This window comes from Streptomyces pacificus (assembly GCF_011766325.1).
Taxonomy (GTDB): Bacteria; Actinomycetota; Actinomycetes; order Streptomycetales; family Streptomycetaceae; genus Streptomyces; species Streptomyces pacificus.
The window spans coordinates 230,493-256,592 of record NZ_BLLG01000006.1; the positions used below are offsets into that span (position 1 = coordinate 230,493).

Genomic DNA, 26,100 nt, shown 5'->3' on the forward strand with positions numbered 1-26,100 from the left:
GGGGGGCCTTTCTCCACCATGAGCGTTGTCACCAACACCACCACCATCGGCGCGATCGACGCCCCGAGCCGCCGCAACACCGAGCTTCTGCTGCTCGCGTTCGCCGTCGCGATCCCGGTGTTCGCGTACCTCAACGTGGGCCTGGCCCTCGACGGCGAGGTGCCGTCCGGGATGCTCGGGTACGGGCTCGGCCTCGGGCTGATGGCGTCCGTCGCCCACATCGTGGTGCGCAAGTTCGCCCGGTACGCCGACCCGCTGCTGCTGCCGCTGGCGACGCTGCTCAACGGGCTGGGGCTGGTGCTGATCTGGCGGCTCGACCAGTCGCCGCGGCTGAACGCGCGCGCCGACTTCGCCCCGCAGGCGACGAACCAGCTCGTGTACTCGGCACTGGGCATCGCCCTGTTCGTCGGCGTCCTGATGATCCTGAAGGACCACCGGGTCCTGCAGCGCTTCACCTACATCTCGATGGCCGCGGCCATGGTCCTGCTGCTGCTGCCGCTCGTGCCGGGGCTCGGGGCCGATGTCTTCGGCGCGAAGATCTGGATCCGGGTGGGCGGGTTCTCCATCCAGCCCGGTGAGTTCGCGAAGATCGTGATCGCCGTCTTCTTCTCCGGCTATCTGATGGTGAAGAGGGACGCGCTCGCGCTCGCGAGCCGCCGGTTCATGGGCCTGTACCTGCCGCGCGGCCGCGACCTCGGCCCGATCCTCACGATCTGGGCGATGAGCCTGCTGATCCTGGTCTTCGAGAACGACCTCGGCACCTCGCTGCTGTTCTTCGGCATGTTCGTGGTCATGCTGTACGTGGCCACCGAGCGGACGAGCTGGATCGTCATGGGCCTGCTGATGTCGGCGGGCGGTGCCGTGGTCGTCGCGCAGTTCGCGAGCCATGTGCAGTCCCGCGTCGCCGCCTGGCTCGACCCCTTCGGGTGCCTGGAGACCGCCCCCCCGAACTCCAACATGATCAACGCCTGCGACCAGATGACCCAGGTCCTGATGTCGTTCGGCGCAGGCGGCACCCTCGGCACCGGTCTCGGCCAGGGCAACTCCGACCTGATCAGCTTCGCCGCCAACTCGGACTTCATCTTCGCCACCGTCGGCGAGGAGCTCGGTCTGACCGGCGTCATGGCGTTCCTGCTGCTGTACGGCCTGATCATCGAGCGCGGCATCCGCACGGCCCTGGCCGCCCGCGACCCGTTCGGCAAGCTGTTCGCGGTCGGCCTGTCCGGCGCCTTCGCGCTGCAGGTCTTCGTCGTCGCCGGCGGTGTGATGGGACTCATCCCGCTGACCGGTATGACCATGCCGTTCCTCGCGGCCGGTGGCTCCTCCGTCATCGCCAACTGGGCCCTGATCGGCATCCTGATCCGTATCAGCGACACCGCGCGCCGCCCGGCGCCCGCTCCCGCCCCGTCCCCCGATGCCGAGATGACCCAGGTGGTCCGACCGTGAACAAGCCTCTGCGCCGCATCGCGCTCTTCTGCGGCATCCTGGTCCTCGCCCTGCTCATCCGGGACAACTGGCTCCAGTACGTCCGGGCGGACGAACTCAACACGCACCAGCTCAACCGCCGGGTCCAGATCGAGCGCTACGCCCACCAGCGCGGCAACATCATCGTCGACGGCAAGCCCGTCACCGGGTCGGTCGAGACCAAGGGCAGCGACTTCAGGTACAAGCGCACCTACACCAACGGCCCCATGTGGGCCCCGGTCACCGGCTTCGCCTCGCAGGCCTTCGACGCCAACCAGATCGAGAAGCTCGAGGACGGGATACTGACCGGCAACGACGACCGGCTGTTCTTCGACAGCACCCTGGCGATGTTCACGGGTGAGCAGAAGAAGGGCGGCGATGTCGTCACCACCCTGAACGGCAAGGCCCAGGAGGCCGCCTTCAAGGGCCTCGGCGACAACAAGGGCGCCGTCGCGGCGATCGACCCGCAGACCGGGAGGATCCTGGCGCTGGCCTCGACGCCGTCGTACGACCCCTCGGTCTTCGCGGGCAACTCCCTCGAGGACTCCGAGAACCGCCAGGAGCTGCTCAACGACAAAGACAAGCCGATGGTGAACCGCGCACTGCGCGAGACCTACCCGCCCGGCTCCACGTTCAAGGTCGTCACCGCGGCGGCCGCGCTGGAGAACGGCGTGGTGGAGGACATCGACGCGCCGACCGACACTCCCGAGCCGTACATCATCCCGCTTTCGCGGACGCCGATGAAGAACTCGCACGGCGACTGCGAGAAGGCGAGCCTCAACGAGGCCATGGAGGTGTCCTGCAACTCCGTCTTCGCCAACCTCGGCGACAAGGTGTCCCGGGACAAGATGGTGGAGACGGCCGAGAAGTTCGGCTTCAACGATCCCGAGATCGACACGCCGGTCCGCGCCTCGGCTTCCGTCTACAACACGACCATGGACCGCGGCGGCAACGCGCTGTCCTCGATCGGCCAGTTCGACACCGCCGCCACGCCGCTGCAGATGGCCATGGTCACCGCGGCGATCGCCAACGACGGCAAGCTGATGAAGCCGTACATGGTCGACCAGTTGCGGGCGCCGGACCTGGACGTCATCCAGACGTTCGAGCCGGAGGAGATGAGCCGCCCCGTCTCGCAGGAGAACGCGCAGCTCCTCCAGCAGATGATGGAGAACGTCGTGGATCAGGGCACCGGCACCAAGGCGCAGATCAACGGCGTCACCGTCGGCGGCAAGACCGGTACGGCCCAGCACGGCGTCGGCAACAGCAAGCGCCCCTACGCCTGGTTCATCTCCTACGCCAAGACCGACAGCGGCTCGCCGGTCGCGGTCGCCGTGGTCGTGGAGGACTCCAACGGCATCGCACGCGACGACATCAGCGGTGGCGGACTGGCCGCTCCCATCGCGCGTGACGTGATGAAGGCGGTACTCGACGGCAAGGAGTGACGGATGTCACCGACCTGGCCCCATCCCGCCCCGTACCCGCACAATCCGGTACCGGTCGCGTATCGGGTCCCGGCCATGGGCGGATGAGAAGCCCCGTGGCCGGTAGCGTATGCGCGAACAGCACACCGCCGGAGCGCACACATGGGTGCGGTCGGGACTGACGGAGAGGGCTGGAACAGTTATGGAAGAGCCGCGTCGCCTCGGCGGCCGGTACGAGCTGGGCTCGGTGCTCGGCCGTGGTGGCATGGCCGAGGTCTACCTCGCCCACGACACCAGACTCGGTCGCACCGTTGCCGTGAAGACGCTGCGGGTCGACCTCGCCCGTGACCCGTCCTTCCAGGCCCGGTTCCGCCGTGAGGCCCAGTCCGCCGCCTCGCTGAACCACCCCGCGATCGTCGCCGTGTACGACACCGGCGAGGACTACGTGGACGGCGTGTCCATCCCGTACATCGTGATGGAGTACGTCGACGGCTCCACGCTCAGGGAGCTGCTGCACTCCGGACGCAAGCTGCTGCCCGAGCGCACGCTCGAGATGACCATCGGCATCCTCCAGGCCCTCGAGTACTCGCACCGCAACGGGATCGTGCACCGCGACATCAAGCCGGCGAACGTCATGCTGACGCGCACCGGCCAGGTCAAGGTGATGGACTTCGGCATCGCCCGCGCCATGGGCGACGCGGGCATGACCATGACCCAGACCGCGGCCGTGATCGGCACCGCCCAGTACCTCTCTCCGGAGCAGGCCAAGGGCGAGCAGGTCGACGCCCGGTCCGACCTGTACTCCACCGGCTGCCTGCTCTACGAACTGCTGACGGTCCGCCCTCCGTTTGTCGGGGACTCCCCCGTGGCGGTCGCCTACCAGCACGTCAGGGAGGAGCCGCAGGCACCGAGCGTCTTCGATCCCGAGATCACTCCCGAGATGGACGCGATCGTCCTGAAGGCACTGGTCAAGGACCCCGACTACCGCTACCAGTCGGCCGACGAGATGCGGGCGGACATCGAGGCGTGCCTCGACGGCCAGCCGGTCGCAGCGACCGCGGCCATGGGTGCCGTCGGCTACGGCAGCGCGTACGGCTCCCCGCAGGGACACGGCGGCGAGCAGTCGGCGACGGCGCTGCGCCAGGCCGACCCGGCGGGCCAGACGTCGATGCTGCCGCCCATGAACCCGGACGACGGCGGATTCGGGGGGTACGACGACCGCCGTGACCGCAGACGCCAGAAGAAATCGAACACCTCCACCATCCTGCTCGTCGTCGCGGGCATCCTGGTGCTCCTGGGCGCGATCCTCATCGGCAAGGCGGTCTTCAGCCCGAACGACGGCGAGGTCAAGGTCGGTGTGCCGCGGCTGGTCGGCAAGACCCTGGAGGAGGCCGAGCAGCTCGGCGCGAACGCCAAGATCGAGGTGGTCCAGTCCGGCACGGCTCGCTGCGACCAGCCCAAGGACAGCATCTGCAGCCAGACGCCGGACAGCGGTGAGATGAACCAGGGCGACACCGTCCAGGTGGTCCTCTCCGAGGGGGCCCCGCTGGTCAAGGTGCCCGATGTCACGAAGGAGTCCGAGGAGGACGCCGTCAAGGAACTCAAGGACGAGGGCTTCGACGTCGACACCGAGTCGGTCGAGTCCGAGCAGGAGGCCGGCACGGTCGTCGAGCAGGACCCCGAGGGCGGTACCCGGGTGGAGAAGGGCGAGACCGTCACCCTGAAGATCGCCAGGCAGGCCACCGAGCCCGTGCCGGACGTGGTGGGCCAGCAGTTCGACCAGGCCAACCAGCAGCTGACGACGCTCGGGTACACGGTGGTACGGCAGGACGTCGACGGCGCCGAGCCGGCCGGCCAGATCATCGCGCAGGACCCGACCGCCGGGTCCCGGGAGGCCAAGGGCGTCACGATCACCCTGAAGGTCTCCAAAGGCCCGCAGACACCGCAGGTGCAGATGCCCGAGGTGCGCAACCGCACCGTGGGCGAGGCCAAGGCCATCCTGCAGCAGGCCGGTTACACCAAGATCCAGGTGCAGGGCGACCAGAACGACAAGGCCCGGGTGATCCAGCAGAACCCCCAGCCCGGCACCCAGACAGACCCCACCCAGACGCAGGTGGTGCTGCTCGCCATCCGCGGTGACAACGGCGACGGCGACGGCGACGACAATGGCGGGGGTGGCGGAGGCGGCGGCTTCATCGGCGGACGGGGCGACTGACGTCCCGCCGTGCCGCAGGGGCCACCGTGCCCGAAGCGGCACCGGACATCGCGCCGGGCAGGGTGTGACGACCGACGTCCCGCCGTGCCGCCGGCCGACGAGGACGGGCCGGGCCCCGGAAGCCGCGGTCCCCTGGAGCCGTGCCGGCGAGGACTCCCTGGCCCGGCAGCCCTGACACGGGCTCAGCGGCTCGTGCCCCCGGCCTGCTCCTTCACGACTGCCGCAGCTCCGCCGGAGGGGTACGGTCCCGGTCGACCTTCTCGGTGCGCTCGAGTTCGCCCCAGACGATGTAGCGGTAGTCGGATGTGTAGACGGGCGTGCAGGTCGTCAGCGTGATGTAGCGACCGGGCTTCGTCCTGCCCGACTCCTTCGGCACGGGCTGGAGCACGTCCACGTTGTACTTGGACGTCTCCTTGAGATCGTTGAAGACCTTGTACACATACCATGTGTCGACGGTCTCGAAGACGATCGAGTCACCCGTCTTGATCTTGTGGATGTTGTGGAACTTGGCACCGTGGCCGTCGCGGTGCGCCGCCAGCGTGAAGTTGCCCTGCTTGTCGGACGGCAGTGCCGACCTGATCGGGTCGAGATAGTAGCCCGCCACGCCGTGGTTGAGCGTCGCGGCGTCGGTCCCCCTGGTGACCAGGATCTCGCCGCTGCCCATGGCGGGTACATGCAGGAAGCCGATGCCGTCCTTGGTGTCCAGCGCACCGGGGCCCCCGGCCCAGCGGTCGCGGACGCGCTCGCCCTGCTCCTCGGCGTCGCGGTCGGCGAGGACGTTCGTCCACCACAGCGAGTAGACGACGAACAGGGCCAGCACCAGCCCCGTGGTGATCAGCAGCTCGCCGATGACACTGGTGACGCCGGCGATCCGGCTGCGCGCACGTGCCACTGCACCCGTCCCTGTTCCAGTCGCTGTTTCCGTCGTCCGGACCGCGCCCGTCCGTCAGCCGACGAGCGCGTCCGGCTTGCCCTTGCTGCGCGGACGTTCGTCGACCATCTTGCCCCACACGATCATGCGGTAGGTACTCGTGAACTCGGGCGTGCACGTGGTCAGCGTGATGTACCGGCCGGGCCCGGTGAAGCCGGAGCCGACCGGGACCGGGGCGATCACCGCGATGTTCGAGGGCGGTGTCTGCGGCAGGATGCTCCGCATCTCGTACGTGTAGTACATGTCCTGCGTCTCGACGACGATCGGGTCGCCCTGGGTGAGCCGGTTGATGTACCGGAACGGTTCGCCGTGGGTGTTGCGGTGCCCGGCGACCGCGAAATTGCCCTGGCGGTCCTCGGGCATCGCCGTCTTGAGCCTGCCCTCGGCGTAGTGGCCGACCAACCCCCGGTCCAGTACCCCGTGTTTGTCGATGCCCTCGGCGATCGGCACCACCACGTCCAGCTTGGGGATGTGCATGATGGCGAACCCCTGGCCCGGCTCGAACGCGCCGGGGGCCCGGCCCTTCGCCCACTCGTCCTGGATCTTGTTCGCCGCTGCGCTGGCCTGCTGGCCTGCCAGAATGTTGGTCCACCACAGCTGGTACGTGACGAACAGCAGCATCAGCACGCCGATGGTGATGAACAACTCACCGAAGGCGCGGCTGGCGATCACGGCCGGGCTGTCCTTGGCCGCCCGGGCGGCCCGGCGCGCCTCCACACGGGAGAGCGGGGCACCCGTCTGCGAGGGTTTGGGCGCCGGCGGCGGCGCGGTGGGTGCCCGGCGCCTGCGGCCCCGTCCCTGCGCCTTCGCGGCCTTGCGGCGCTCCGCGCGGCCCCCGGTCGGCTGCCCGGTCGGCTGCCCGAACGGGTGCCCGGGCTCCGACGGGGCGGTGACAGGGGCCCGCTCCCCCGTGCCCGCGCCACCGGACGGGAAGAACCCCCCGGAGGGCAGGAAGGGCGAGGGCACGACCGCGGTGGGATGGTTGGGATGGTCCGCACCCGGCTCCGGCCGAGCCCGGTACCCGGAGTCCGGCGCGGTCCCGGTCCGGTACCGGACCTGCCCCTCGGCGCCTTCGGCGGCCTCGGCGGTCTGGGGGTGCGCCTGCTGCCCGTACCGGTCCTCCCGGTAAGCCGCCGCTCCGGTGTCCCCGCCGGGGTCGGGCCGCTCCCGGTGCGCGGACCGCTGCGGCCCGCGCCCTGCGGGATCCTCCGGAGCGCGGTACCACGGCGGTCCCCCCTCGCCGCTCACGCCAGGGCCTTGCCCACCACCGGCGCAAGCCCCGCCGCTCGGCCCACCGCACCCGTGTCACCGCATTCCGCCAGCCAGTTCGCCAGCATCAGATGGCCGTGTTCCGTGAGCACCGACTCGGGGTGGAACTGCACCCCCTCCACCCGCTTCAGCCGATGGCGCAGCCCCATGACGATGCCGTCCTCCGTGCGGGCCGTGACCTCCAGCTCGTCAGGAACGGTCGTCGGCTCCGCCGCCAGCGAGTGGTAGCGGGTCGCGGTGAAGGGGGACGGCAGCCCGGCGAACACGCCCCTGCCCTCGTGCCGCACCGGCGAGGTCTTGCCGTGGAGCAGTTCGGGCGCCCGGTCGACCACCCCGCCGTAGGCCACGGCCATCGCCTGCATCCCGAGGCAGACTCCGAAGACGGGTACGCCGGTGGCCGCGCAGTGGCGGACCATCTCGATGCACACCCCGGCCTGTTCGGGCGCGCCCGGTCCGGGAGACAGCAGCACACCGTCGAAGCCGTCCTGGGCATGAGCCGTGGACACCCGGTCGTTGCGCACGACCTCGCATTCCGCGCCGAGCTGGTAGAGGTACTGGACGAGGTTGAAGACGAAGCTGTCGTAGTTGTCGACGACGAGAATCCGCGCGCTCACTGGCCGTCCACCGTCACATCGTTGAACGGAAGCAGGGGCTCCGCCCAGGGGAACACATACTGGAACAGCCCGTACACGACCGCGAGGGCCAGCACGAGCGCGATGAGCGCCCGCACCCAAGCGTTGCCCGGCAGATGCCGCCAGATCCAGCCGTACATGCCGTCCCTTTCCTTATCGTTACCGGACCAGATTAAAGGGCGGACGGGGCCTGTGGGTCAGCTGTGGAAAGCTGCCGGCTCGCCGCGGGTCACCGGCTGCTCGGCGTCGAGGCGCGCCCACACGACCAGCCGGTGGCTGCTGCCCCACTCGGGGTCGCAGGTGGTGAGGGTCAGATAGCGGCCCGGTCCGCCGAAGCCCGACTTCACGGGTACCGCGTCGACGACTCCCACATCGCCGGGCACGGTCCGGTACGGCTCGTTGCGTATCCGGTAGGTGAACCAGGTCGTGCCGTCGCCGAGGACGACGGCGTCCCCGGGGCGCAGCCGCGGGAAGTCCCTGAACGGATCCCCGTGGGTGCGGCGGTGGCCGGCGACCGAGAAGTTCCCCGTCGCGCCGAGCCGGGCGGTGCCCGCGTAGTGCCCGAGTCCCTTCCGCAGCGTCCCGGGGTCCGTGCCCTCGAGCACCGGCCAGGCCCAGTCCGCTCCGAAGCGCGGGATGTACATGATCGCGAACGGCCTGCCGCTCTCGTACGGCTTCCCGGTCCGCGGCGGGTGATCCGGCACGGCCGGCACTGAGGGCACCGGCGGCGGAGGCACCGCGGAGGGCACAGAGGGCACAGAGGGCACAGAGGGCGCGGCCGGCACAGAGGGCGCGGCCGGGGCTCCCGGCCGGGTCGCCGCCGGCAGCCGGGCCCACTCCTGCCTGAGCCGGACGACAGCGCCGTCCGCGGCGTCTTCGGCCACCACTCCGGTCCAGAACAGCGTGTACGCCGCGAACAGCACGATCACGGCGCCGATGGTGACGCAGATCTCGCTGAGTATCCGGACGATCAGTCGCACCGACACGGGCCGGCCTCCGGGGGCTACTGCGCGGGCTTGGCGTAGTGCAGATCCACTGTGCCCGAGTAGCCGGGCAGAGTCACCGTCTCCCGCTCGTCGACTTTCCAGCCCAGCCCGTACGCCTTCACATACAGCTGGTAGTTCTGGATCGCGGGGGAGGCGGTCAGCGCCGCCTGGAGCCGGTCCGGGTCGCCGACGGCCGTGACCTGGTACGGCGGCGAGTAGACCCGGCCCTGCAGGATCAGCGTGTTGCCCACGCAGCGCACGGCGCTGGTGGAGATCAGCCGCTGGTCCATGACCTGGACGCCCTGGGCGCCGCCCTGCCAGAGGGCGTTGACCACGGCCTGCAGGTCCTGCTGGTGGATGACGAGGTCGTTGGCCTGGGGCTCCGGGTAGCCGGGTGCCGCCTGGGCGTTCGCAGGGGCATCATGGAGAGTGACGGAGACCGCCCGGCCGCTGAGCTTCTCGGTCCCCGCGGCCACCTCGAGGGCCCTGAGCCTGGCGTCCTCGGCCGCGGTGGAGCCGTCGTCGCGTCTGGCCAGTGCCTCGACATCCTCGCGGAGCGCCGAGGTGGACCGGTCGAGTTCGGCGTTCTCGTGGCCGCGCTGCTCGATCAGGTCGGAGAGCTTCAGCAGGGAGTCGTCGGTCCGGAGGTTGGTGCCCTTGGCCGTGTGGAAACTGGTGACGAAGATCATTCCGGCGAGCGCGAACACCGCAGCGGTCAGCAGGCGGACCGGTCGCCACCTCGGGTGGCCAACCGGCCCACCGCGGGGGTCGGTGGAATCGCTCAACGTACCCTTACCCTTCAGGCGCTGCGGAAGGACTACGCTAACGGACGCCCGGGGGAGGAACAGGTCCCCCCTCGTCCCCCGTCGGCGCCAGCCAGAGTTTCCCCTGCGCGGTCACGCAGCGCATCGACAGGAGAGTCCCTCGTGCCGAAGTCACGTATCCGCAAGAAGGCCGACTTCACGCCCCCGCCGTCCTCGAAGCAGGCGACCAGTATCAAGCTGACCAACCGCAGCTGGGTTGCACCCGTGATGCTGGCGCTGTTCCTGATCGGACTGGCGTGGATCGTCGTCTTCTACGTCACCGACGGATCGCTTCCCGTGAGGTCGCTCGGGAACTGGAACATCGTGGTCGGCTTCGGCTTCATCGCCGGCGGCTTCGCCGTCTCCACCCAGTGGAAGTAGCGGCGGCCGGCTGCGGCGCCGGCGGAGGGGTCGCCGCCGCGTTCTGCCCCCGGGTCGCCCGCAGCCAAGTTATCCACAGCATCGTCCACAGATGAGGAAAAGGTCAGACGATCTGTGGATAACTCTCCGGCCGTTGACGCCGATGTGACCACTGAGGCCGTTCCAGCGACGACCACCCGCCGGGCACACCCCCTGCCCCTTCCGAAGAATCCCAGGTCTACCCAGGTCAGGGACAGGGGGCACAGCTGTTCCCCACACATTGCACAACCATCCGCCCTGCGCTGTGGACAACCGTGGGGAAATCTCACGCTCAGGTGGGCAACGACTGGGTCCTCAGCACAATGGCCACCACGGATACCAGCAGGATGAGGGCGCAGACCCCGGCCTGCACCAGGGTCCGCCGCTCGCGAGGCGCATGCACCATGCCGAACGCGATCACCGTGCCGCCGACCAGTCCGCCGACGTGGGACTCCCAGGAGATGCCGGGCATGGTGAAGGTGAACAGCAGATTCAGCGCCAGCAGCGCAATCACCGGACGCAGGTCGTAGTCGAGCCTCCGCAGCAGCACGGCCGTGGCGCCGAGCAGCCCCCAGACCGCCCCTGAGGCGCCGAGCACGCCCTGGTTCGGCGCCGCCAGGAGGTAGACCAGCGCGCTCCCCGCAAGGCCGGAGAGCAGATACAGCGCGAGATAGCGCACCCGGCCGAGTGCCGCCTCGAGCGGACCGCCGAGCCACCAGAGCCCCAGCATGTTGAAGGCGATGTGCCAGATCTGCTGGTGCAGGAACACCGAGGTCAGCAGGCGGTACCACTCGCCGTAGGCCACTCCCACCAGTTCCTGGAGCTGGGGGTCGAAGGCGCGCCCGATCAGAATCAGCTGCGCCGCGAGGGCCGGGGAGGCGAGCACCGCGAGGAACACCGCGGCGTTGAGAGCGAGCAGGATCTTGGTGACGAGGCGGGGGTCCCCCCGGGTGACCTCGGCCCCGGCGATCGTACGGGGACGGCTCGCGGACGGGGCGTGCCCGGTCCCCGAGCCCGTGCGCACGCACTCCGGGCACTGGAAACCGACGGACGCGCTGACCATGCACTCGGGGCAGATCGGCCGCTCGCACCGGGTGCAGCGGATACCGGTCTCCCGGCCCGGGTGCCGGTAGCAGCCCGGCAGCCCGTGTGCCGCCCGGGGCCGGTCCGGGCTTCCTGGCACCTGATCCATGAGGTCCCCTCGTCTCCGCGCGGGCTCCCGCGCAATGCTTCGCCCCGCTCGTCTTACGGACGAGCGGGGCGCAAAGGTTCCCGTACGGAACCCGGACTCCGCTGACGATCTCCCAACGGCACCCGCGGGATCAGCCCTGACGGGTCTCGATCACGACGGACTCGATCACCACGTCGTTGAGCGGCCGGTCGGTGCGCGGGTTGGTCGGCACCTCCGCGATGGCGTCCACGACCTTGCGGCTGGCCTTGTCCGTGACCTCGCCGAAGATGGTGTGCTTGCGGGTGAGCCAGGCGGTGGGGGCCACGGTGACGAAGAACTGCGAGCCGTTGGTGCCCGGGCCGGCGTTCGCCATAGCGAGCAGATAGGGCCGGTCGAAGGCCAGGTCCGGGTGGAACTCGTCGGCGAACTCGTAGCCCGGGCCGCCGGTGCCGTTGCCCAGCGGGTCGCCGCCCTGGATCATGAAACCGCTGATCACGCGGTGGAAGACGGTGCCGTCGTACAGCCTGTCCGCGGACTTCTTCCCGGTCGCCGGGTTGGTCCACTCCCGCCCACCCGTGGCGAGCTCGACGAAGTTCTTCACCGTCTTCGGCGCGTGGTTCGGCAGAAGCCGGATGTCGATGTCCCCGTGGTTGGTCTTCAGGGTGGCGTGGAGCTGCTCGGCCACGATGTGCCTTCCGTAAGTCTTCTCTGACGTCCTCAGATCCTCCCATGGCAGGACCGCTGAGGGGGAAAATGACCCGGATGCCCGTCCCGCATGCCGAGGCGGCCGCCGGCGGGCATGATTTCGAGACGGGCGGCAAGGCGGACGGTGCCTTCGCCGGGGCGGCAGACAGACGCTCCGGACGCCCGCGAACGCCACCGAGGAGGAGGATCCCGTGACCCGCATGGACAGCGTGCGCGCCGCGACGGACACGACCAAGGAGAGCGTGCTGCACGCCGCGGACGTGGTGGCGCCATACGCCGGCACAGCGAGGGACCAGGCCGCGATCTACGCCCACCAGGCTCGTGTCGTCCTCGAGCCCAAGGTGAGGAAGGCCGCGCGCCGGGCGCGCAGGCAGGCCCGGGTCCAGTACAGGTCCCATGTCGCACCGCATGTGCCGCCGCAGGTGGACGAAGCGGCGCACCGGGCCGCCGTCATGACCCGGAGTGCCGCACGCCAGGCGGCCTGCTACACGGCTCCGCGCCTCGAGCACGCCGTCGCGGTGGCCCAGCCCGTGGGGCAGGAGGCCGTCGCCCGGTCGGCGGCCGCCCTTGCCGCGCTGCGCGGTTCGGTCACGGCCGAGGACATCAGGAAGCTCGCGAGGAAGAACGAGCGGCGTGCGAAGTGCGGTCGCGCCGCGAAGGGCGCGGTGGTCGCCGGCGCCGTCGCCGCGGGGCTGTTCGCCGTGTGGAAGTGGTGGGACAGGCAGACCAACCCGGACTGGCTGGTGGAACCTCCCGCCGCGACCGAGGTCCCGAACCGGCCGCTGTCGTCGGTCGACGGGAGCGATCGATCGGAACTCGACCCGGACGTCCAGGCCAAGCAGGCGGAGAGCGAATCGGGCTCGGGGCCGGAGTCGGAGTCGGGGCCGGAGTCGGGATCAGGTTCCGGGTCCGGGTCGGACGGCGAGGACCGCCGCTGACGATCCGGCATGTCCGTCACCGGCGTTCCCGGGACGGATTGCCACCGGCCGTCCCGCGGGGCCCGCTGGGCCGTCCCCGGTCGTCGTCAGGCTCGCGTCGTCCCCGGTCGTCGCGCTCGCGCTCCCGGCCGGAGCCGACCGCGCGGGTGCCCCGTCGGCTGCGCCGTTTCCGGTCCGGTCGGCATTCCCCGGCCCGGTCCGACCGGGCGACCGGTGCGGCCACCGTACGCGGCGGTCCGGGTGACGGGCGCCGTCGCCGGCGGCGCGTGCCATCGGACAGCGGGTGCCGGGCGGGCCGAGCGGCTCCCGGCGCCTCATGCCGACGCCGGAACGCGTTCCTCGTCCTCGGCGTACGAGGACGCCCGACGCGCTTCGGCCAGGTCGTCGAGGGTGGGCACCTTGCGGACCGCGGGGGAGGCGCCGTGGGCCTCGGCGCGGATCCGCTGCTTGATCGTCGGCGGTAGAGCGCGGTCGCGAGGGGTCCGCTGACGCACCACCTGGTGCCAGAAGCCCTGCATGGCGAGGCTCCCGTACGTCCCCGCGGCAACCGCCGGCGCCGGGGCCACCCCGGCGGGGGGCTCGTGCGCGACCGCGCTGCTGCCCGCGCTCCGCGCGCCGGGGACGGTGGGCTTGCGCTCCGCGGGCCCCTCCGGCTGGCGCGGGCCGGCCGACTGGGCTGCCGCCCTGGTGGAAGGGGTGAACCCGAGGAAGCCGAGCAGGGTGGCGATCAGGGAGAGGAAGGCGGTCCACAAAGAGGTGACCTTGACGGCGGCCATGGCTCCTCGCTTTCGGATTGGGCGTTTTACATACGTTCTTCATGATGTGGACGCACTCCGAAAATCGTGGGACCTCGGCACCGGGTCGGCGGATCTTCTGATGAACACCACCCGTGCGGCCTACGCCCCGTGAACCGCCACCACCCCCGACGACGCGCCTCGCGCCCCTTCCCGCCTGCGGAAACGGCCCCGTTCACGGGGGCGGGATGCGCCTAACCCGGCGGCGCCTCACCCGCAACCCGACACGGACCACCCCCACTGCTCCGGACGCGGACGCCGGGACCTCCGGCCCCCGCCGGATCCGCCATCGGGTCCGCCGCCGCGGCGCCGGAGCTACGGAGCTACGGAGCTACGGAGCGATGCGTCAGCGCCGGATCACCCGGAGAGGGCGAGGACCAGGTAGACCACAAGGGCCATGAGGACGATCACCAGGAGCCCGACGATGGCGGGGCCCACCACATCGCCCTCCCAGAATCGCCATGCCGGGGCGGGGGGCGGGGCCGCCCTGAGGGACGGAGCGACGGGCGGCGACGGGCCCCCGGGACCGCCGTTCGCCGCGCGCTCCCGGCCCGGCGGGGGTACTTCCGGAGCCGTTCCGGCGGCGTACGGAGTCCCGCCCGCCGCCTCGTATCCGGCGGGCAGCGCGGGACACCCGGCCGATGGGGGCCCCGCGGCCTGCCCGGCAGGACGGCCGGTGCCCGAGGGGGCGCTCACCGCGCCGGGGTGCGCGGGGCGCGGTGCGGCGGGCTGCCCGGAAGCGCGCGGGGGCCGGGCGGACGGCGCTGGGGGCGCCGAGACCGGGGCCGCCGGGGCCGCCGGCTGGCCCGGGTGGGCCGGGGCCGCCGAGTGGGCCGGGTGGGCCGGGGCCGCCGAGTGGGCCGGACCCGGGGTGGAGCCGTGGGCCGGTGTCGCGATGCGGCGGTCGGCGTCGCGGAGGAGTGCCTGCCAGAGGACGGGCGGCAGATCGGGGGTCTCCTCCGGCGGAGAGTCCAGCAGCAGGACTCCGAGCAGTTCGCCGAGCGACGACCACGGATTCCCTTCGATGCGCGCCGCGAGTGACCCCAGGGCTTCCCGCTGGCGGGGGTCGCGCGCCCGCGGGCCGACCACCAGCGAGAACAACTCGGCCGCCCGGGCCTCCCTCTGGCTTGCGGCGGCCGGTTCGCCCCGCCAGGAGCGGTCCGCCGGCTCGAGGTACAGCCCGCTGCGCAGCACCTCCGTGCAGAGCTCGTCGCCGGCCGCCGCGCCCAGGCGGCTCGTGCACAGCCGCTCGACGAGTTCGTCGAGCAGGTCGAAGACGGTGTCCATCGGGTGCGCGGGGCACCGTAGTTCGTCCAGCAGGTCCTCGTCGGCAGCGGCGGCGACCAGCTCGGCGGGCCCGGGGGTGCCGGGCAGGCCCAGGGCCTCGCAGAGCCGTTCACGCATCGGCGTGGCGGGCGGCCCGGACGGAGCGTGGCCCCACACCTGGCCCGCCTGCGCCCGGCAGGGCCCGTGGGTCCCCGCACGGCCCGCCGGCGCATCGGCCTGGACGTGGCCCGGCACCCGTCCGAGGCCGGACGGCGACTCCTGCGGCAGGTGCCGCGGCTGCCCCGAAGGCGGGGCCGACCCGTCGGAGGGTCCTTCGAACAGTCCGGAACGCTGCGGGCCCTGGGGCATCCTCTGCGCCCCATCCCGGTCACGGTCACGGTCACGGTCGCGGTGATGGTCCCCGCCCCGACCCGCGGTCCGGACGGGGCGCGGCGGGCCGGGATCCCGTGCACCGCCGTCCACCGCAGGGAGCGCCTCCCGGTCCCGCCGTACTCCGTCCTCCCGCCGCCCGTCCCGATCCGAAGCCCCGACCGGCTGCCCGGCAGCCGGTTCCCGGAGGGCGCCTTGACGGGCCCTCGGAACCGCGGCAGGACCCGGGGCCGGGGGGCCGGCGGGACGGGGCCCCTCCTCGAGGACGTCCCGGAGCAGCGCGAGCCGCTGCTCCCGGCCGAGCCGAGCCCCCCTGGGCAGCAGCCGGGCGAGGGCCGGGCCGGTCGCGTCCCGTGGCGAGGGCACCAGGAGCCCGGCCACCAGCCGGGCCGCGAGGTCGTGCTCCGGGCCCTCCGCACCCGTCCCCCGGCCCGCCGCCAGCCGGGCGAGCGGCCCGGCACCGCCGCCGTCGGGATCCCAGCGCGGCACACAGGTCAGCAGCAGCGGATGCGAGTCGACCGTGTCATGGGTGGCGAAGGTCCAGCGTGCCGGCAGCCAGTTCTGGAAGAGCATGAAGAGCCCCAGGTGGACCAGGGGCGCCGACTCGCGGTCCGGCCAGCCGGGCGGCCGGGAGCCGTCCACCAGGAGCGACACCCGGATACCCGGGTCCCGCAGCCACGCGGCCGCCACCAGCACCAGGGCCTGCTCCACCTCCGCCAACCGGCCCTCCATCCAGCTGAGACGGGGCAGCGCGAGGTTCCGCAGGCCGGCGACCGGCACCGGGCCCAGTCGGCCCGACACCTGCTCGGCCTGGGAACGCCCGCCCCAGCCCTGGTGGGCGAGACCCAGGCAGAGCCGGGTCTTGAGCACCCCGCCCGGTCCCACCAGCACATGGCTGACGGTCGACCGGCGGCCCACCGCGTCGGTGGTGGGCCACCGCTGGACCAGCATCACCTCGCCGTCCGGCCGGATCGTCCGCACCACGCTGGGGCGCGGCTCGTCCGAGCCCGTCATCCAGAGCAGGGAGCCCAGTTCGCGGCCGATCTCCTCGGCACGTTCGGCCGGGCAGGAGGACGCGACGGCCGTCATCCCCGTGCCCTGGCGTCCACGGTTGCCGCCCCACCGGAAGACCATCTGGTCCACCGGCGGATCCTCCGCCCCGCCGTGCAGCGGCCCGCGTTCCCCCCGGACGTCACTCATCCCGCTGCCCCTTCCCGCCCCGCGCGGTCCGTCCGGCTTCCTGCCGCGGCACCGCCTCCAACGCCGGCTCCGTCCCCACCGCAAGCGCTTCGGGCCCGCCCGGTACGTCGAGGAGCCCGTGCATCGCGAACAGCGAGAGCAGCGGTTCCAGCACCCGGCGGGGCCGGGTGCCCGGGGGGAAGCGCCCGTGGTCCTCCTGACCGCCGGTCGCCGAGGCCACGTGCAGGGTGCAGCGGCGGATCGTGTCGAAGGGCCGCAGCCACGCCTGTCCGGCGTGCTGCCGCAGCAGGCCGTGGACGTCGCGGCTCTCCCGCCGTGTCCTGGCCGGGTCGAGACGGGTGGCGGGCGGTTCGGCGAGCCACCGGTCGACCGGCGGGTGGAACCGCAGAAGGTCCGCCTTGCCGAGGACCATCGCGGCGGCCACGTCCAGATAGGCGCCGTTCTTGGGGAGGCGGTCGAGCACCGTGCCGAAGGCCAGGTCACCGTCCCGGTTCACCTCCAGGCCCCAGCGCTCGCGTGCGTGGTCCAGGTGCGGCAGCGGCAGCGCGAGTGCCGGATCGACGACGAAGACCATCGCGTCGACGCCCAGCAGGAACCGGAGCGCGGAATCGGTGCGCACCAGGTCCTCGCCGCCGAGGTCGAAGAAGGCCACGGGGCGGACCTGGCCGCCCGCATCGGTGATGAGCAGGGACTCGACGAAGCGGGCGAAGCCGTCGCCGATGCCGCCGGTGTGCTCCAGCACCCTGCCGTTGCGCAGCGGCTGGACGCGCTCCCGGACGAAGCGGGCGTGCTGCTCCGGGTTGACCGACTGCCACTTGAGCCCGAAGGGCTCGAGTCCGCCGTCCGTGATCTCGGCGATCATCTGGGTCAGCAGATGGCTCTTGCCGGTGGTCGACTGTCCGACCATGGCGACCGTGAGCGGCCGGCCGTTCGTCAGATAGGGGACCGGGATGTAGTGGTCGGGGAAACCGGGGTCGGCCGTGCACTTCTGGACGGCGACCCGCATGACGTCCGCGAGCACCCGGGAGTTGTGCAGGTGCCGGGAGGGGTCCATCCGCTGGTACTGCATCCGGCTGTCCGTCTCGTACAGTTCGCCGAGATCGAGCCGGATGGTCTCCAGGCAGTAGGGGCAGAGCACCTCGCCCTGTGCCGGCGGCCCGGCACCGGCCGCTTCGGTGGGCGGCGCCTGCCGCTTGAGCAGCAGGGCGTGCTCGAACGCCGCCGCGTGGCCCGGTGGTTCCTCCGAGGGCACCCCGAGCTGCGCCCGACGAGCCTCACCGGGGGCGAGCAGTTCGAGCAGCCGGGCGGGGGACGGGCGGTCCGATGCCCGGGGTGTGAACGCGCCGCGCAGGGTCTCGGCGAGCATCCGGTGCTCGCCGAGGTCGGCAGGGGCGCCGTCGGTACGACCAGGCCGGCCGGTCACGAGCTGGTAGAGCACCTGCGCGGCGCTCCAGACGGCGTCCCGCGGGTCCACCGTCCCCTCGCCGAGCCGCTGTTCGGGGGAGCAGTACGGCGCACGGCCCCAGCGGCCGCGCGCCCGGCCGACCCGGTCCACCGCCTCCAGCCCCCACAGCTGCACCGCCGTGCCATCCCACAGCACGGTCGCGGGGGAGATCCCCCGGGGGACCAGGCCCTGCCCCTCCAGCAGGCAGATGGCCAGCATCAGGTCGCGGGCGATCACCCGCTGGTCGGTCGCGGAGATCACATGGGTGCGCGCCGCCGGCCGGCCGCGCGGCGCCTCGTACAGCACATAGGGCTCGGCCGTGTCGAGTTCATGGCCGATGATCGCCGGGAAGTGCTGTGCGTACGGGGTGCCGTCGAACACCCGGTGCAGGTGCAGCGCCGTGCCGACCTCCGTGTCCAGCAGGGCGCGCGCGGCGGGGACGACGGCCTCCGGGGCCGACAGCCGGACCTGTACGCAGCGGTGGCCCCCGCCTCCCGCCTTTCTCCGTTCCTGGAGGTCCTGGAGGTCCTGGAGGTCCTCCCGTTTCTCTGACCGCTCTGACCGCTCCGGCCGCTCGAGAACGCCGTTGCGGATTCGATGCGGCAGCAGCGGGTCGCGGCGGTTCTCGGGCCCGAAGACGGCCGCGGCGGTACGGCGTCTACCGGACGGATCGGTGAACGCGAGGGTGGTCCGCCGGGTGTGGTGCGGCTGATCTGCCGGATCGGGGCGCGAGGTGCTGGTCACCAGCCGTCGCCGTCCTCTCGTACATCGGGCGGCACAGGGCCGGACACGGGCGGGTGCCTGTCCGGGCGCCGGCGGCACCGGACAGGCGGGTTGCAGGAGGCCGTGAGGCCGCGGGCGCCGGACGCCGGCGGGCCCGGCAGCGCCGCGGGCACGCGGCCGGGGGGCCGGGGGCGGGTCACCATGCGTCGGCGTCCTCCCACGCGTGGCTGTCCGGGTCCTCGCCGTCGGTGTGCCGGGGACGGACGGTGTCCACGACACCCATGCGCAGCGGAGTGAGCCGGATCAGCCCCGCATACCGTCCGGTCGACGTCCACAGCGGGTCCTCGACCTGACCGGAGCCGTTCGTGCGCCACTGGGTCTCCACCTCGCCCCGCACCGCGTCCGGGGCGAACCGCAGCCAGATCGCGGCGGACGGGTCGCGGCTGAGCAGGGCGCCCTGCTCGGGGGAGGAGAGCTGCACGACGGCGCCCCGGGCGGCGTCGGCGCCGACCAGGCCGGCCACCCGGTGCGGGTCGGTCCCCAGCAGGCTCGCCGAACCGGCCCGTGACCGGTGGGGCGCGGCGAACGGAGGCGCGGCGAGCACCCCGTTGCGCCGGAGGTGGGCCCGGGCGGCGGAAAGCAGGTCGCGCACCCGTTCCTCGGTGCGGAGGGCATGGGCCAGGGCACCGGCCTGGCCGCGCTCCACCGCGCCCCAGTACGAGTCCATCGCGACCAGCACGGCGTCGGTCAGGTCGCCTGCGAGGGTGGCGACGAGGTCGGGGCCGCCCTCGCCGGTCTCCCGGTGCAGCCAGCGCGGAACACGCGCCGGCCCCTGGTCCCAGGGCTCGGCACGGGCCGCAGGCCGCGGCACGGACGGCCCCTCGGCCGCTCCGCCGGAGGCCTCGTCCGCGGCGAACGCGAGTGCCCACGCGTCGTCAGCCCCGTCAGCGTCATCGGCATAGCCCATGTCGCCGGCCTCCAGGGCGGACGCGCTCGTCAGCCAGTCGTCGTCGGCCCACGGCTCCGAGACGGCGCGGTCCCCGCGCTTCGGCTCGGGCAGCGCCTCGGCCTCGGCCGCCGCCGCTGTGGCCCGCAGCATGCCCGCGACCGACCGCGCGGCATCCGCGCAGTAGAGCCGTTCCTCGGCCGCCCAGTGCTCCCGCACCAGCCGCGCCAGCAGACCGTCGAGCCCGTCGAGGGCCTCGCGCAGCTCGGCGGCTCCCTGCCCGCCGACCCAGGCCCCGGCGGCCGCGCGCCACAGCCGCCGCACACACTCCACGGTGACGCCGGCCGCGACCAGCAGGCCCGCGAGCCCCACCCAGGGCGGGGCGCCGACCGCGAAGGCCACCGCGACGCCTGCGGCCGCCCCGCACACCGCGGCGACGGCCGGCCCGCGCAGGGCGCGGCCGGCACTGCGAGGCGCCGACCCGTCCCGCAGCCGGGACGCGCCGCAGAGTGCCGCGACCGCGAAGAGGACCGGGACCAGCAGCGCCAGGGCAGCGGCGAACCCCTGCCAGACGCCGCCGAGCAGGCCGGCCAGAGCAGCCGCGGCCGTCGCCCCGGCGGCCCGCGGCGGCACCGGGTCGGCCGGGCGGGCGGCGACCCGGCCGGGCGCCCGCCCTGCCGGGTGGACGGCGAGGCGGGGCAGGAGCGTGCTGCCCGGCACCGGCTCCACCTGCCCGGCCAGCGCGGTGAAGCGCTGTGCCACGGCCCGCAGGGCGAGGCCCCGGTCCAGCAGCCCGACGGCGTACTCCCGCAGTCCTTCACCGATCCGGTCGCCCACACCGGCGGCCGCGGGAACGTGGAGCCCCAGCGCGGCGAGCCGGCTCGCGGACTCCGCCGCCGAGGGGACGGCATCCGAACCGCCGTCGCTCCGCAGGGCCGCGGCGACCAGCTCGCGGTAGGCGTCGACCGCCCGGTGCGCCTCGTCCAGATGGTCCTCCATGGCGGCCCGCCGGGTACGGCCGAGCAGCCCGGGCAGGGACCGGAGCGCGGCCGCGTCCTGCTCGGCCTGCTCCAGGGCCCGGGCGGTGTCGTGGTACGCCCGGTCCGCCGGCCCGCCCGGAATGCGGTGGTGGACCTCGCGCCCGCCGCGCCCGGCGACCAGTCCCCGCAGCGGGTCCGGGAGTTCGGCACCGGAGAGCACGGCCCCCGGAGCCGGCGCCGCGGGTTCGCGGTCCACGCCCGCGAACCGGGTGAGCGCGTCCCGCCAGGCCCGTTCCCGCACGTCCGGCGGGAGGTCCTGCTCCAGCAGCCGGACGCCGAGCGCGGCGACGGCGTCGGGCAGCGCCCTGGCGTCCTGAAGGACGCGCAGGAACACGTCCGGCACCGACAGTACGTCCACCAGGACCGCGAGCGCGTCCGGGTCGTCGGCCGGGAGCTGCTCAAGGGCCGTGCGCGCCGACCGCAGATCCCCCGCCCACAGCACGGCGACGCCGGAGGCCCTCAGCACGGACGGGCGGATCAGCCGCCGGTCGGGCTGGAACGCCTCGTCCTCGCCTGCGTAGGAACCGGGCGCGCTGCCGACAAGCAGCACGAGCATCCTGACCTCGCCGGGCGCGCGGTAGGCGGTGAGCAACTCGTACTGGCGGCGGTGGTCGGTCAGTCCGGCCGGGGTGTCGACGACCAGGAACAGCGGGTGGTCGGGTTCCGGCAGGCCGGCGCGGCCGAGCTGGCGGGCGACCTTGCCGCGCAGGGCCGGTGCGGAGTCGAGTTCGGCCGCCCCGGCGCGCAGATCGAGGTGGACGACGGCGCCGAAGTCCTCGGGGGGGATCACTCCGCATCACCGTCCCAGGGGGCACGGCGGCCGTGGGAGGGACTGCGGAGGCCGTCCCGGTCCGCGTCGCCGTGGCGCTCGGGCCACTCGGCGTCGCCATGGCGCTCGGGCCGCTCGGGCCGCTCGGCGTCGCCATGGCGCTCGGGCCGCTCGGCGTCGTGCGAACCGGTCCAGGAGCTCCAGGAGTCGCCGTCCGGGTGTCCGGCCGCGACGCGGGGGGCCTCACCACGTCGCCCGTCGTCCCGGGGGGCGCCGCGGGTGCCGAACTCGTCGTCCGGGACGCCGAGGCCGGGGACGTCCTGACCCCACGGCCCGCCGCGGCGGCCGGCGTCACCATGGCGCCCCGTGTCACCGTGGCGGTCGGTGCCACCATGCCGGTCCGCCGTGCGGCCGATCCGGTCGTCCGCTCCCTGGGCGTCCTCCCCGTCGCCCGGGGCAGGGCGTCGGCGCGGGTCGTGCTCCGCACCGGAGGATGCGAGGGGCCGGGCGTCGTCCTCGGGCCGGGCACCCCACCCGCCGTCGACCTCGGGCCGGGTATCCAACGCCCCGTCGTCCTCGGGCCTGGCACCCCACCCGCCGCCGCCGTCGTCGTCGTCATCCGCCCGCGCGGTGGCGTGACCGGTACGGAAGCCGTGGGTGTGGTCCTCCTCCCGCTCCCGGCCTCCGGTGCCCCGGGGGCCGGGTGCATGGCGGTCGCCGGAGCCCCCGCGGTACCCGGCTCCGTGGGACTCCCCGTCATCTGCGGAGCGGTCCTCGGCCAGGTGGCGGTCCCCGCCCCCGGAGCGGTACCCGGACGCCGTGCGGAGGCCGTCCCGGACGCCCGGGGTGTCCTCGGCGCCGGGCCGGGTTCCCCACGCCCCGTCGCCATCCTCCCGGGCGCCCCGGGACCCGCCGTCGCGAGCGGCCGGTTCCGCCCCCCGGCGCGGCACGCCGCCCACGCCGCGCATGCCGCGGGCGCCGCCCCGGTCGTGTCCGCCGTATCCGGGGGCGTACCCGGCGTCGTCGTATCCGGGGGCGTACCCGTTGGCGTCCCCGCCGCCGCCCCGGGTGCCGCGGGCGGCGGCGGACTCGTACACCTCGTTGCGGCCGGACGCGGCACCCGCGGGGGTGCGCGACGCGGTGCCGAAGTCGTCGTCCTCCGGTCGGCGCCGTCCCGGCACCTCCCGGCCGTTGGTCCGGCGGGCCGCGGGGGTGCCGCCGCGCACGTGCTCCAGCAGGGTGCGCAGGGTCGGCTGCAGTGCCCGCTGGTCGCCGAACTCGACGTCGAGCGCGGCCGGGAGCGTCTCCTGCCAGAACTCCCAGAGCGGGCGCACCCATCCCTCGACGCGTTCGCCGCCGGCCTCCCGCCGTTCGGCGAGGAGTTCGAGCTGGCGGGGCGCGATCCCCTCCACCAGTTCGACGAAGAGCGGATGCGGCTCGCTGCCGTTGCGGGCCAGGCCACCGGGCTGGGCGCCCATCAGTCCACGGCAGTAGTCCTCCACCGTGCGCTCGTCGTCCAGCACCGTCCAGCGCTCGTAGCTGCGCAGCAGCTCCGCCCAGCTCGACACGCCGCCGGGGTAGTCCCCGAGGCTCAGCCGCACCCCGGGCACCTGGGCGCCCCGCTCCGGGAAGAGCCGCAGCCGGACCCGTCCGGGGGACGCCGTCGCGCCGTCCAGTACATCGACCTGCCCGTTCCACATACAGCACAGCAGCCGGTGCAGGATGACGCGCCGTTCCTCCTCGCAGCTGACCATCCAGCTGTCCCGGTATCCGAGGCGCTGGCGCCAGCGCAGCACGTCGTGGGCCTGCTCGGAGTCCTTGGCCCTGGCCCACTGCCGCAGCACCTTCCGGGCCTCGGGCACCTGGGTGAGGCTCATCTCGCTCCGGAACAGCACCACGGTCACGGAGTCGCTCTCCACCCCCTGGTACTGCACCGAGTTCCTGGCGTCCGACGGGAGCTGGAGGGTCTTGCCGAGGTACTCCTGCACCTCCTCGACCGCCTGCACCCGCGGGTAGGTGACCAGCACCCGCAGCGGTCCGGTGCCCTCCGGGGTGAAGCCCACCGGCAGCAGCCCGGTCAGCTTCCGCCCGAACAGTTCCAGCGCCTCCTTGCTGACCTGCTCGGCGGCGTCGCCGTCACCCGCCGCCGCGGCGAGCAGGGTGCCCATCGCCGGCAGCAGCGGCCGTTCCTCCAGGTGCTCGCCGCTCTCCGCGAAGAGCCGGGTGATCCGCCCTTCCAGCTGAGCCTTGACGGAGGCGACCGCGCCGTCGGGGTTCCGGCGGCTGAGGGTGTGGACGGCGCGCCAGGCGTCGCCGTCGATCATCCGGAGCAGCAGGGCGTCCTCCGCCTCCGTCTCACGCAGCCCCTCCCGGCGGACGAGCCGGGTGACCACGTCCTCGTAGAAGTGGTTGAGGGTGCGCTGCGGCGGCAGCAGGTACGAGATGCCGGTGCGGTCCTCGTAGAGTTCGAGGCCCTTCTGCGCGGAGACCTTGCGCTCCCGCTCGGCGTGCTTGACGAAGCCGTTGACCAGCCGGCCGAGGTCCGCCCCCGCGGCGTCCGCCTGCGACTGCCAGCGCTGCTGCTGCTCGCGCCACGCCTCGTGCCAGACCGCGTGGCACCGCCAGCGGTACCAGGTGTCCTGCTCGTGCAGGGCGGCACGCACATCGTCGTCGCCCCAGCGGGCGGGGGACATCCCGGCCAGCCGGCCCTTGATCCGCGGGACCTTGGGCGGCTGGTCGGTCACGCCCGGCGGCCGCTGGGGGGCGCGGGCGCGGGCGCCCAGCATCCCGAGGAACCCGGCGCGGGCGATGGCCTCGTCGCTGTCCGGCACGCCCTTGACGAGGCGTTCGGCGGCGAACGGGTCGACGCTCTGGAGGAGTTTGTCGACCGCGGGCCGCGGGGCGAAGCGATCGGCCATGGCGGTGGTCTCGCGGATGGCGATGGTCTGCAGGTCGGAGAGCAGCCGCTGCATGTCGCCGAGGCGCTCGCCGAGTGCCGCCTCGATCGCCCGGCCGCCGCGCGGCAGCGGATCGGGGTCGGGCACGTCGAGCTGTCTGCGCTCCCACAGCCCCTCGAGGCCGGCGTCGGCGAACAGCCGCCGGACGAGCGGCACCGCGTCGTCGCGGAGCGCCGCGCGCGGCCGTTCCAGCAGGTCGGTGACGGCCCGGCGCAGCAGCCGGCCGGCCACCAGGTCGGCGAGCTGGTCCATGGGCGCGGTCATGGACGCCACCAGACTGGTGGAGACACCCTGCCTGCCGATGCCGGTGGGGGAGACCGCGCTGCGGTGCACCCCGCGGTTGATGAAGCTGGCGGCGAAGGTCTGGTGGTCGTCGTCGGCGGCCATGGTCCTGCCGCGCGAGCGGCCGTCGCCGAGCTCGGTGCCGATCAGCGACATCACCAGCGAGACGATGGAGCGCCGCAGGTCGTCCTGGCGGATGCCCGCGGTGGGGCTGAAGAGGAACGCGGTCGGCAGGATGCCGGTGCGCAGCCGGATGGGCATGGTGCCGGGATAGCGGATGCCGATGCCGCCGTCGTGCTCCAGGTCGCCGATCTCGGCGCCCTCGGTGGGCGCGTTCTGCATGTCGACCAGGCGGAACAGGTCGACCAGCGCGCGGGCCGCGTTGAGATCCGCCTCCCGTCCGCCGCCCGACGAGGAGGAGAAGGAGGACGGCATGACGACGAGCGGGTAGATCTTCACGCCGTTGAACCGGCGCATCTGGAAGGCGTGGTTGATCAGGTGCAGATAGTCGAGGAAGATCCCCGCGCCGGTGCCGCCGGCCACGGAGAAGGCGACGAAGACCTCGCAGCCGCTGACCTTCCCGCCGCCGAACTCGCTGAGTGCGCCCGCCGACCGGGCAATCGCGTCGATGGCCTGGAGGAGTGGCTCGAGCACGGGGGCGAGGCTGTGCCGGAGCGTGGCGAAGAGCGCGGCCCGCCCCACGGTGGGGAGCTGGCCCGCGCCGTTGTGCAGGGGGGTGACCTTGGGCTCGCCGATGCGCGGCGGCAGCCAGTCGGCGACCTCCTCCCGCAGGCTCGCCCGGAGCATCTTGGTGACCTCGGGCGAACTGTCGAAGTTCGGCAGCAGGTTGTGGGTGGCGCGCGAGGTGTGGGCGTAGGCGGCGCGCAGCGAGGGGTCGACGTTGAACTGCGGCAGCCGCTGGAGGTCGGACTCGCTGTAGTCGGCGTAGACGAACTGCAGGCACTCGGGCAGCTGGTAGGGGGCGTGGCCGCTCAGATGGCTGAGCGCGGTGCCGTCGGGGCCGCACAGTTCGGCACGGAGTCTGCGTTCGAGTTCGGCCCCGACCAGTCCGCCGGTCCCGCCCAGGCCGACGAAGAGCATCGGCTGGAAGATCTTCATTGGTTTCCTCCCCGCTGACGGCCGCCTCGACGGCCGGGTGGTTCCGTGGTGGTTCGGTGGGTCGGTGGTTCGGTGGTTCTGCCGCACCGGGTCCGCGCCACCGGGTCCGCGGTGGCGCGGTGTGCTGGTGTGCCGGGCCGGTCCCGGTGCCTCTGCCGGTGCCGGTCCGCGGCGTTCCGGTGCCGGTGCCGGTGCCAGTCCCGGTGCCGGTCCGCGGCGTTCCGGTGCCGTTGCCG

The 26,100-nt window shown here is 73.1% G+C and carries 18 protein-coding genes; 5 read left to right on the forward strand and 13 right to left on the reverse strand.

What is annotated here, in order from left to right; all coding sequences use genetic code 11:
* The first annotated feature begins 18 nt into the window (after window positions 1-18).
* The 3 genes from SCWH03_RS13160 to pknB all read left to right on the forward strand — a co-directional run bounded on the left by SCWH03_RS13160 (window position 19) and on the right by pknB (window position 5,100).
* Complete coding sequence (locus SCWH03_RS13160) at window positions 19-1,446, forward strand: FtsW/RodA/SpoVE family cell cycle protein (protein WP_173264364.1); 1,428 nt, start codon at window positions 19-21, stop codon at window positions 1,444-1,446.
* On the forward strand, window positions 1,443-2,906 hold the full coding sequence (locus tag SCWH03_RS13165; protein ID WP_173264365.1) for a peptidoglycan D,D-transpeptidase FtsI family protein: 1,464 nt from the start codon (window positions 1,443-1,445) through the stop codon (window positions 2,904-2,906). Before SCWH03_RS13160 ends, SCWH03_RS13165 begins: the two co-directional genes overlap by 4 nt.
* 181 nt (window positions 2,907-3,087) lie before the next feature.
* Window positions 3,088-5,100, forward strand: a complete 2,013-nt coding sequence (gene pknB, locus SCWH03_RS13170) for a Stk1 family PASTA domain-containing Ser/Thr kinase (RefSeq protein ID WP_173264366.1) — start codon at window positions 3,088-3,090, stop codon at window positions 5,098-5,100.
* 211 nt (window positions 5,101-5,311) lie between these two features.
* On the opposite strand, the gene SCWH03_RS13175 is transcribed toward pknB, so the two are convergent.
* Genes SCWH03_RS13175 through SCWH03_RS13200 form a run of 6 tightly spaced genes read right to left on the reverse strand, consistent with a single transcriptional unit; the run spans window position 5,312 to window position 9,703 of the window.
* Window positions 5,312-5,992 carry a class E sortase gene (locus tag SCWH03_RS13175; RefSeq protein ID WP_173264368.1) on the reverse strand — a complete coding sequence of 227 codons (681 nt, stop codon included), beginning with the start codon at window positions 5,990-5,992 and terminating at the stop codon, window positions 5,312-5,314.
* 54 nt (window positions 5,993-6,046) lie between these two features.
* The gene (locus SCWH03_RS13180) at window positions 6,047-7,279 is read right to left on the reverse strand and encodes a class E sortase (protein ID WP_173264369.1); all 1,233 of its coding nucleotides are present in this window, start codon (window positions 7,277-7,279) and stop codon (window positions 6,047-6,049) included.
* Window positions 7,276-7,914: an aminodeoxychorismate/anthranilate synthase component II gene (locus SCWH03_RS13185; RefSeq protein ID WP_173264371.1), complete on the reverse strand. Its 639-nt coding sequence runs from the start codon at window positions 7,912-7,914 to the stop codon at window positions 7,276-7,278. The genes SCWH03_RS13180 and SCWH03_RS13185 overlap by 4 nt, the downstream gene beginning before the upstream one ends.
* Window positions 7,911-8,072, reverse strand: coding sequence for a hypothetical protein (locus SCWH03_RS13190; protein ID WP_173264373.1), 162 nt, complete (start codon window positions 8,070-8,072; stop codon window positions 7,911-7,913). Before SCWH03_RS13190 ends, SCWH03_RS13185 begins: the two co-directional genes overlap by 4 nt.
* Before the next feature lie 57 nt (window positions 8,073-8,129).
* Window positions 8,130-8,918, reverse strand: coding sequence for a class E sortase (locus SCWH03_RS13195; protein WP_173264375.1), 789 nt, complete (start codon window positions 8,916-8,918; stop codon window positions 8,130-8,132).
* 17 nt (window positions 8,919-8,935) lie between these two features.
* Complete coding sequence (locus tag SCWH03_RS13200) at window positions 8,936-9,703, reverse strand: DUF881 domain-containing protein (protein ID WP_173264376.1); 768 nt, start codon at window positions 9,701-9,703, stop codon at window positions 8,936-8,938.
* Between the two features lie 141 nt (window positions 9,704-9,844).
* Between SCWH03_RS13200 and crgA the strand changes: the two genes are divergently transcribed.
* Window positions 9,845-10,102: a cell division protein CrgA gene (gene crgA / locus SCWH03_RS13205; RefSeq protein ID WP_173264378.1), complete on the forward strand. Its 258-nt coding sequence runs from the start codon at window positions 9,845-9,847 to the stop codon at window positions 10,100-10,102.
* Window positions 10,103-10,412: 310 nt separating this feature from the next.
* Here the strand turns inward: crgA and SCWH03_RS13210 are convergent, their stop codons facing one another.
* A complete protein-coding gene (locus SCWH03_RS13210) occupies window positions 10,413-11,312 on the reverse strand; it encodes a rhomboid family intramembrane serine protease (RefSeq protein ID WP_173264379.1) in 900 nt (299 codons plus the stop codon).
* A 130-nt stretch (window positions 11,313-11,442) separates the two neighbouring features.
* Entirely contained in the window at window positions 11,443-11,976 is a 534-nt protein-coding gene (locus SCWH03_RS13215; protein WP_173264380.1) for a peptidylprolyl isomerase, read from the reverse strand.
* 211 nt (window positions 11,977-12,187) lie between these two features.
* Between SCWH03_RS13215 and SCWH03_RS13220 the strand changes: the two genes are divergently transcribed.
* Window positions 12,188-12,934 carry a DUF5324 family protein gene (locus SCWH03_RS13220; RefSeq protein WP_254076735.1) on the forward strand — a complete coding sequence of 249 codons (747 nt, stop codon included), beginning with the start codon at window positions 12,188-12,190 and terminating at the stop codon, window positions 12,932-12,934.
* Between the two features lie 314 nt (window positions 12,935-13,248).
* Here the strand turns inward: SCWH03_RS13220 and SCWH03_RS13225 are convergent, their stop codons facing one another.
* The 5 genes from SCWH03_RS13225 to SCWH03_RS13245 all read right to left on the reverse strand — a co-directional run bounded on the left by SCWH03_RS13225 (window position 13,249) and on the right by SCWH03_RS13245 (window position 25,864).
* Window positions 13,249-13,710 carry a DUF6344 domain-containing protein gene (locus tag SCWH03_RS13225; RefSeq protein WP_173264381.1) on the reverse strand — a complete coding sequence of 154 codons (462 nt, stop codon included), beginning with the start codon at window positions 13,708-13,710 and terminating at the stop codon, window positions 13,249-13,251.
* Window positions 13,711-14,085: 375 nt separating this feature from the next.
* On the reverse strand, window positions 14,086-16,584 hold the full coding sequence (locus SCWH03_RS13230) for a hypothetical protein (RefSeq protein ID WP_173264382.1): 2,499 nt from the start codon (window positions 16,582-16,584) through the stop codon (window positions 14,086-14,088).
* Window positions 16,577-18,772 carry a serine/threonine-protein kinase gene (locus SCWH03_RS13235; protein ID WP_254076736.1) on the reverse strand — a complete coding sequence of 732 codons (2,196 nt, stop codon included), beginning with the start codon at window positions 18,770-18,772 and terminating at the stop codon, window positions 16,577-16,579. The genes SCWH03_RS13230 and SCWH03_RS13235 overlap by 8 nt, the downstream gene beginning before the upstream one ends.
* A gap of 175 nt (window positions 18,773-18,947) precedes the next feature.
* The gene (locus tag SCWH03_RS13240; RefSeq protein WP_173264383.1) at window positions 18,948-21,527 is read right to left on the reverse strand and encodes a hypothetical protein; all 2,580 of its coding nucleotides are present in this window, start codon (window positions 21,525-21,527) and stop codon (window positions 18,948-18,950) included.
* Window positions 21,524-25,864 (reverse strand): tubulin-like doman-containing protein, encoded by a 4,341-nt coding sequence (locus tag SCWH03_RS13245; RefSeq protein WP_254076737.1) that lies wholly within the window; start codon window positions 25,862-25,864, stop codon window positions 21,524-21,526. Before SCWH03_RS13245 ends, SCWH03_RS13240 begins: the two co-directional genes overlap by 4 nt.
* Window positions 25,865-26,100: the final 236 nt, after the last annotated feature.

Bases quoted from the DNA above. Each gene is read 5' to 3' on its own strand.
- SCWH03_RS13160 (WP_173264364.1), top strand. From the start codon at position 19: ATGAGCGTTGTCACCAACACCACCACCATCGGCGCGATCGACGCCCCG.
- pknB (WP_173264366.1), top strand. From the start codon at position 3,088: ATGGAAGAGCCGCGTCGCCTCGGCGGCCGGTACGAGCTGGGCTCGGTG.
- SCWH03_RS13190 (WP_173264373.1), bottom strand. From the start codon at position 8,072: ATGTACGGCTGGATCTGGCGGCATCTGCCGGGCAACGCTTGGGTGCGG.
- SCWH03_RS13210 (WP_173264379.1), bottom strand. From the start codon at position 11,312: ATGGATCAGGTGCCAGGAAGCCCGGACCGGCCCCGGGCGGCACACGGG.
- SCWH03_RS13225 (WP_173264381.1), bottom strand. From the start codon at position 13,710: ATGGCCGCCGTCAAGGTCACCTCTTTGTGGACCGCCTTCCTCTCCCTG.
- SCWH03_RS13230 (WP_173264382.1), bottom strand. From the start codon at position 16,584: ATGAGTGACGTCCGGGGGGAACGCGGGCCGCTGCACGGCGGGGCGGAG.
- SCWH03_RS13245 (WP_254076737.1), bottom strand. From the start codon at position 25,864: ATGAAGATCTTCCAGCCGATGCTCTTCGTCGGCCTGGGCGGGACCGGC.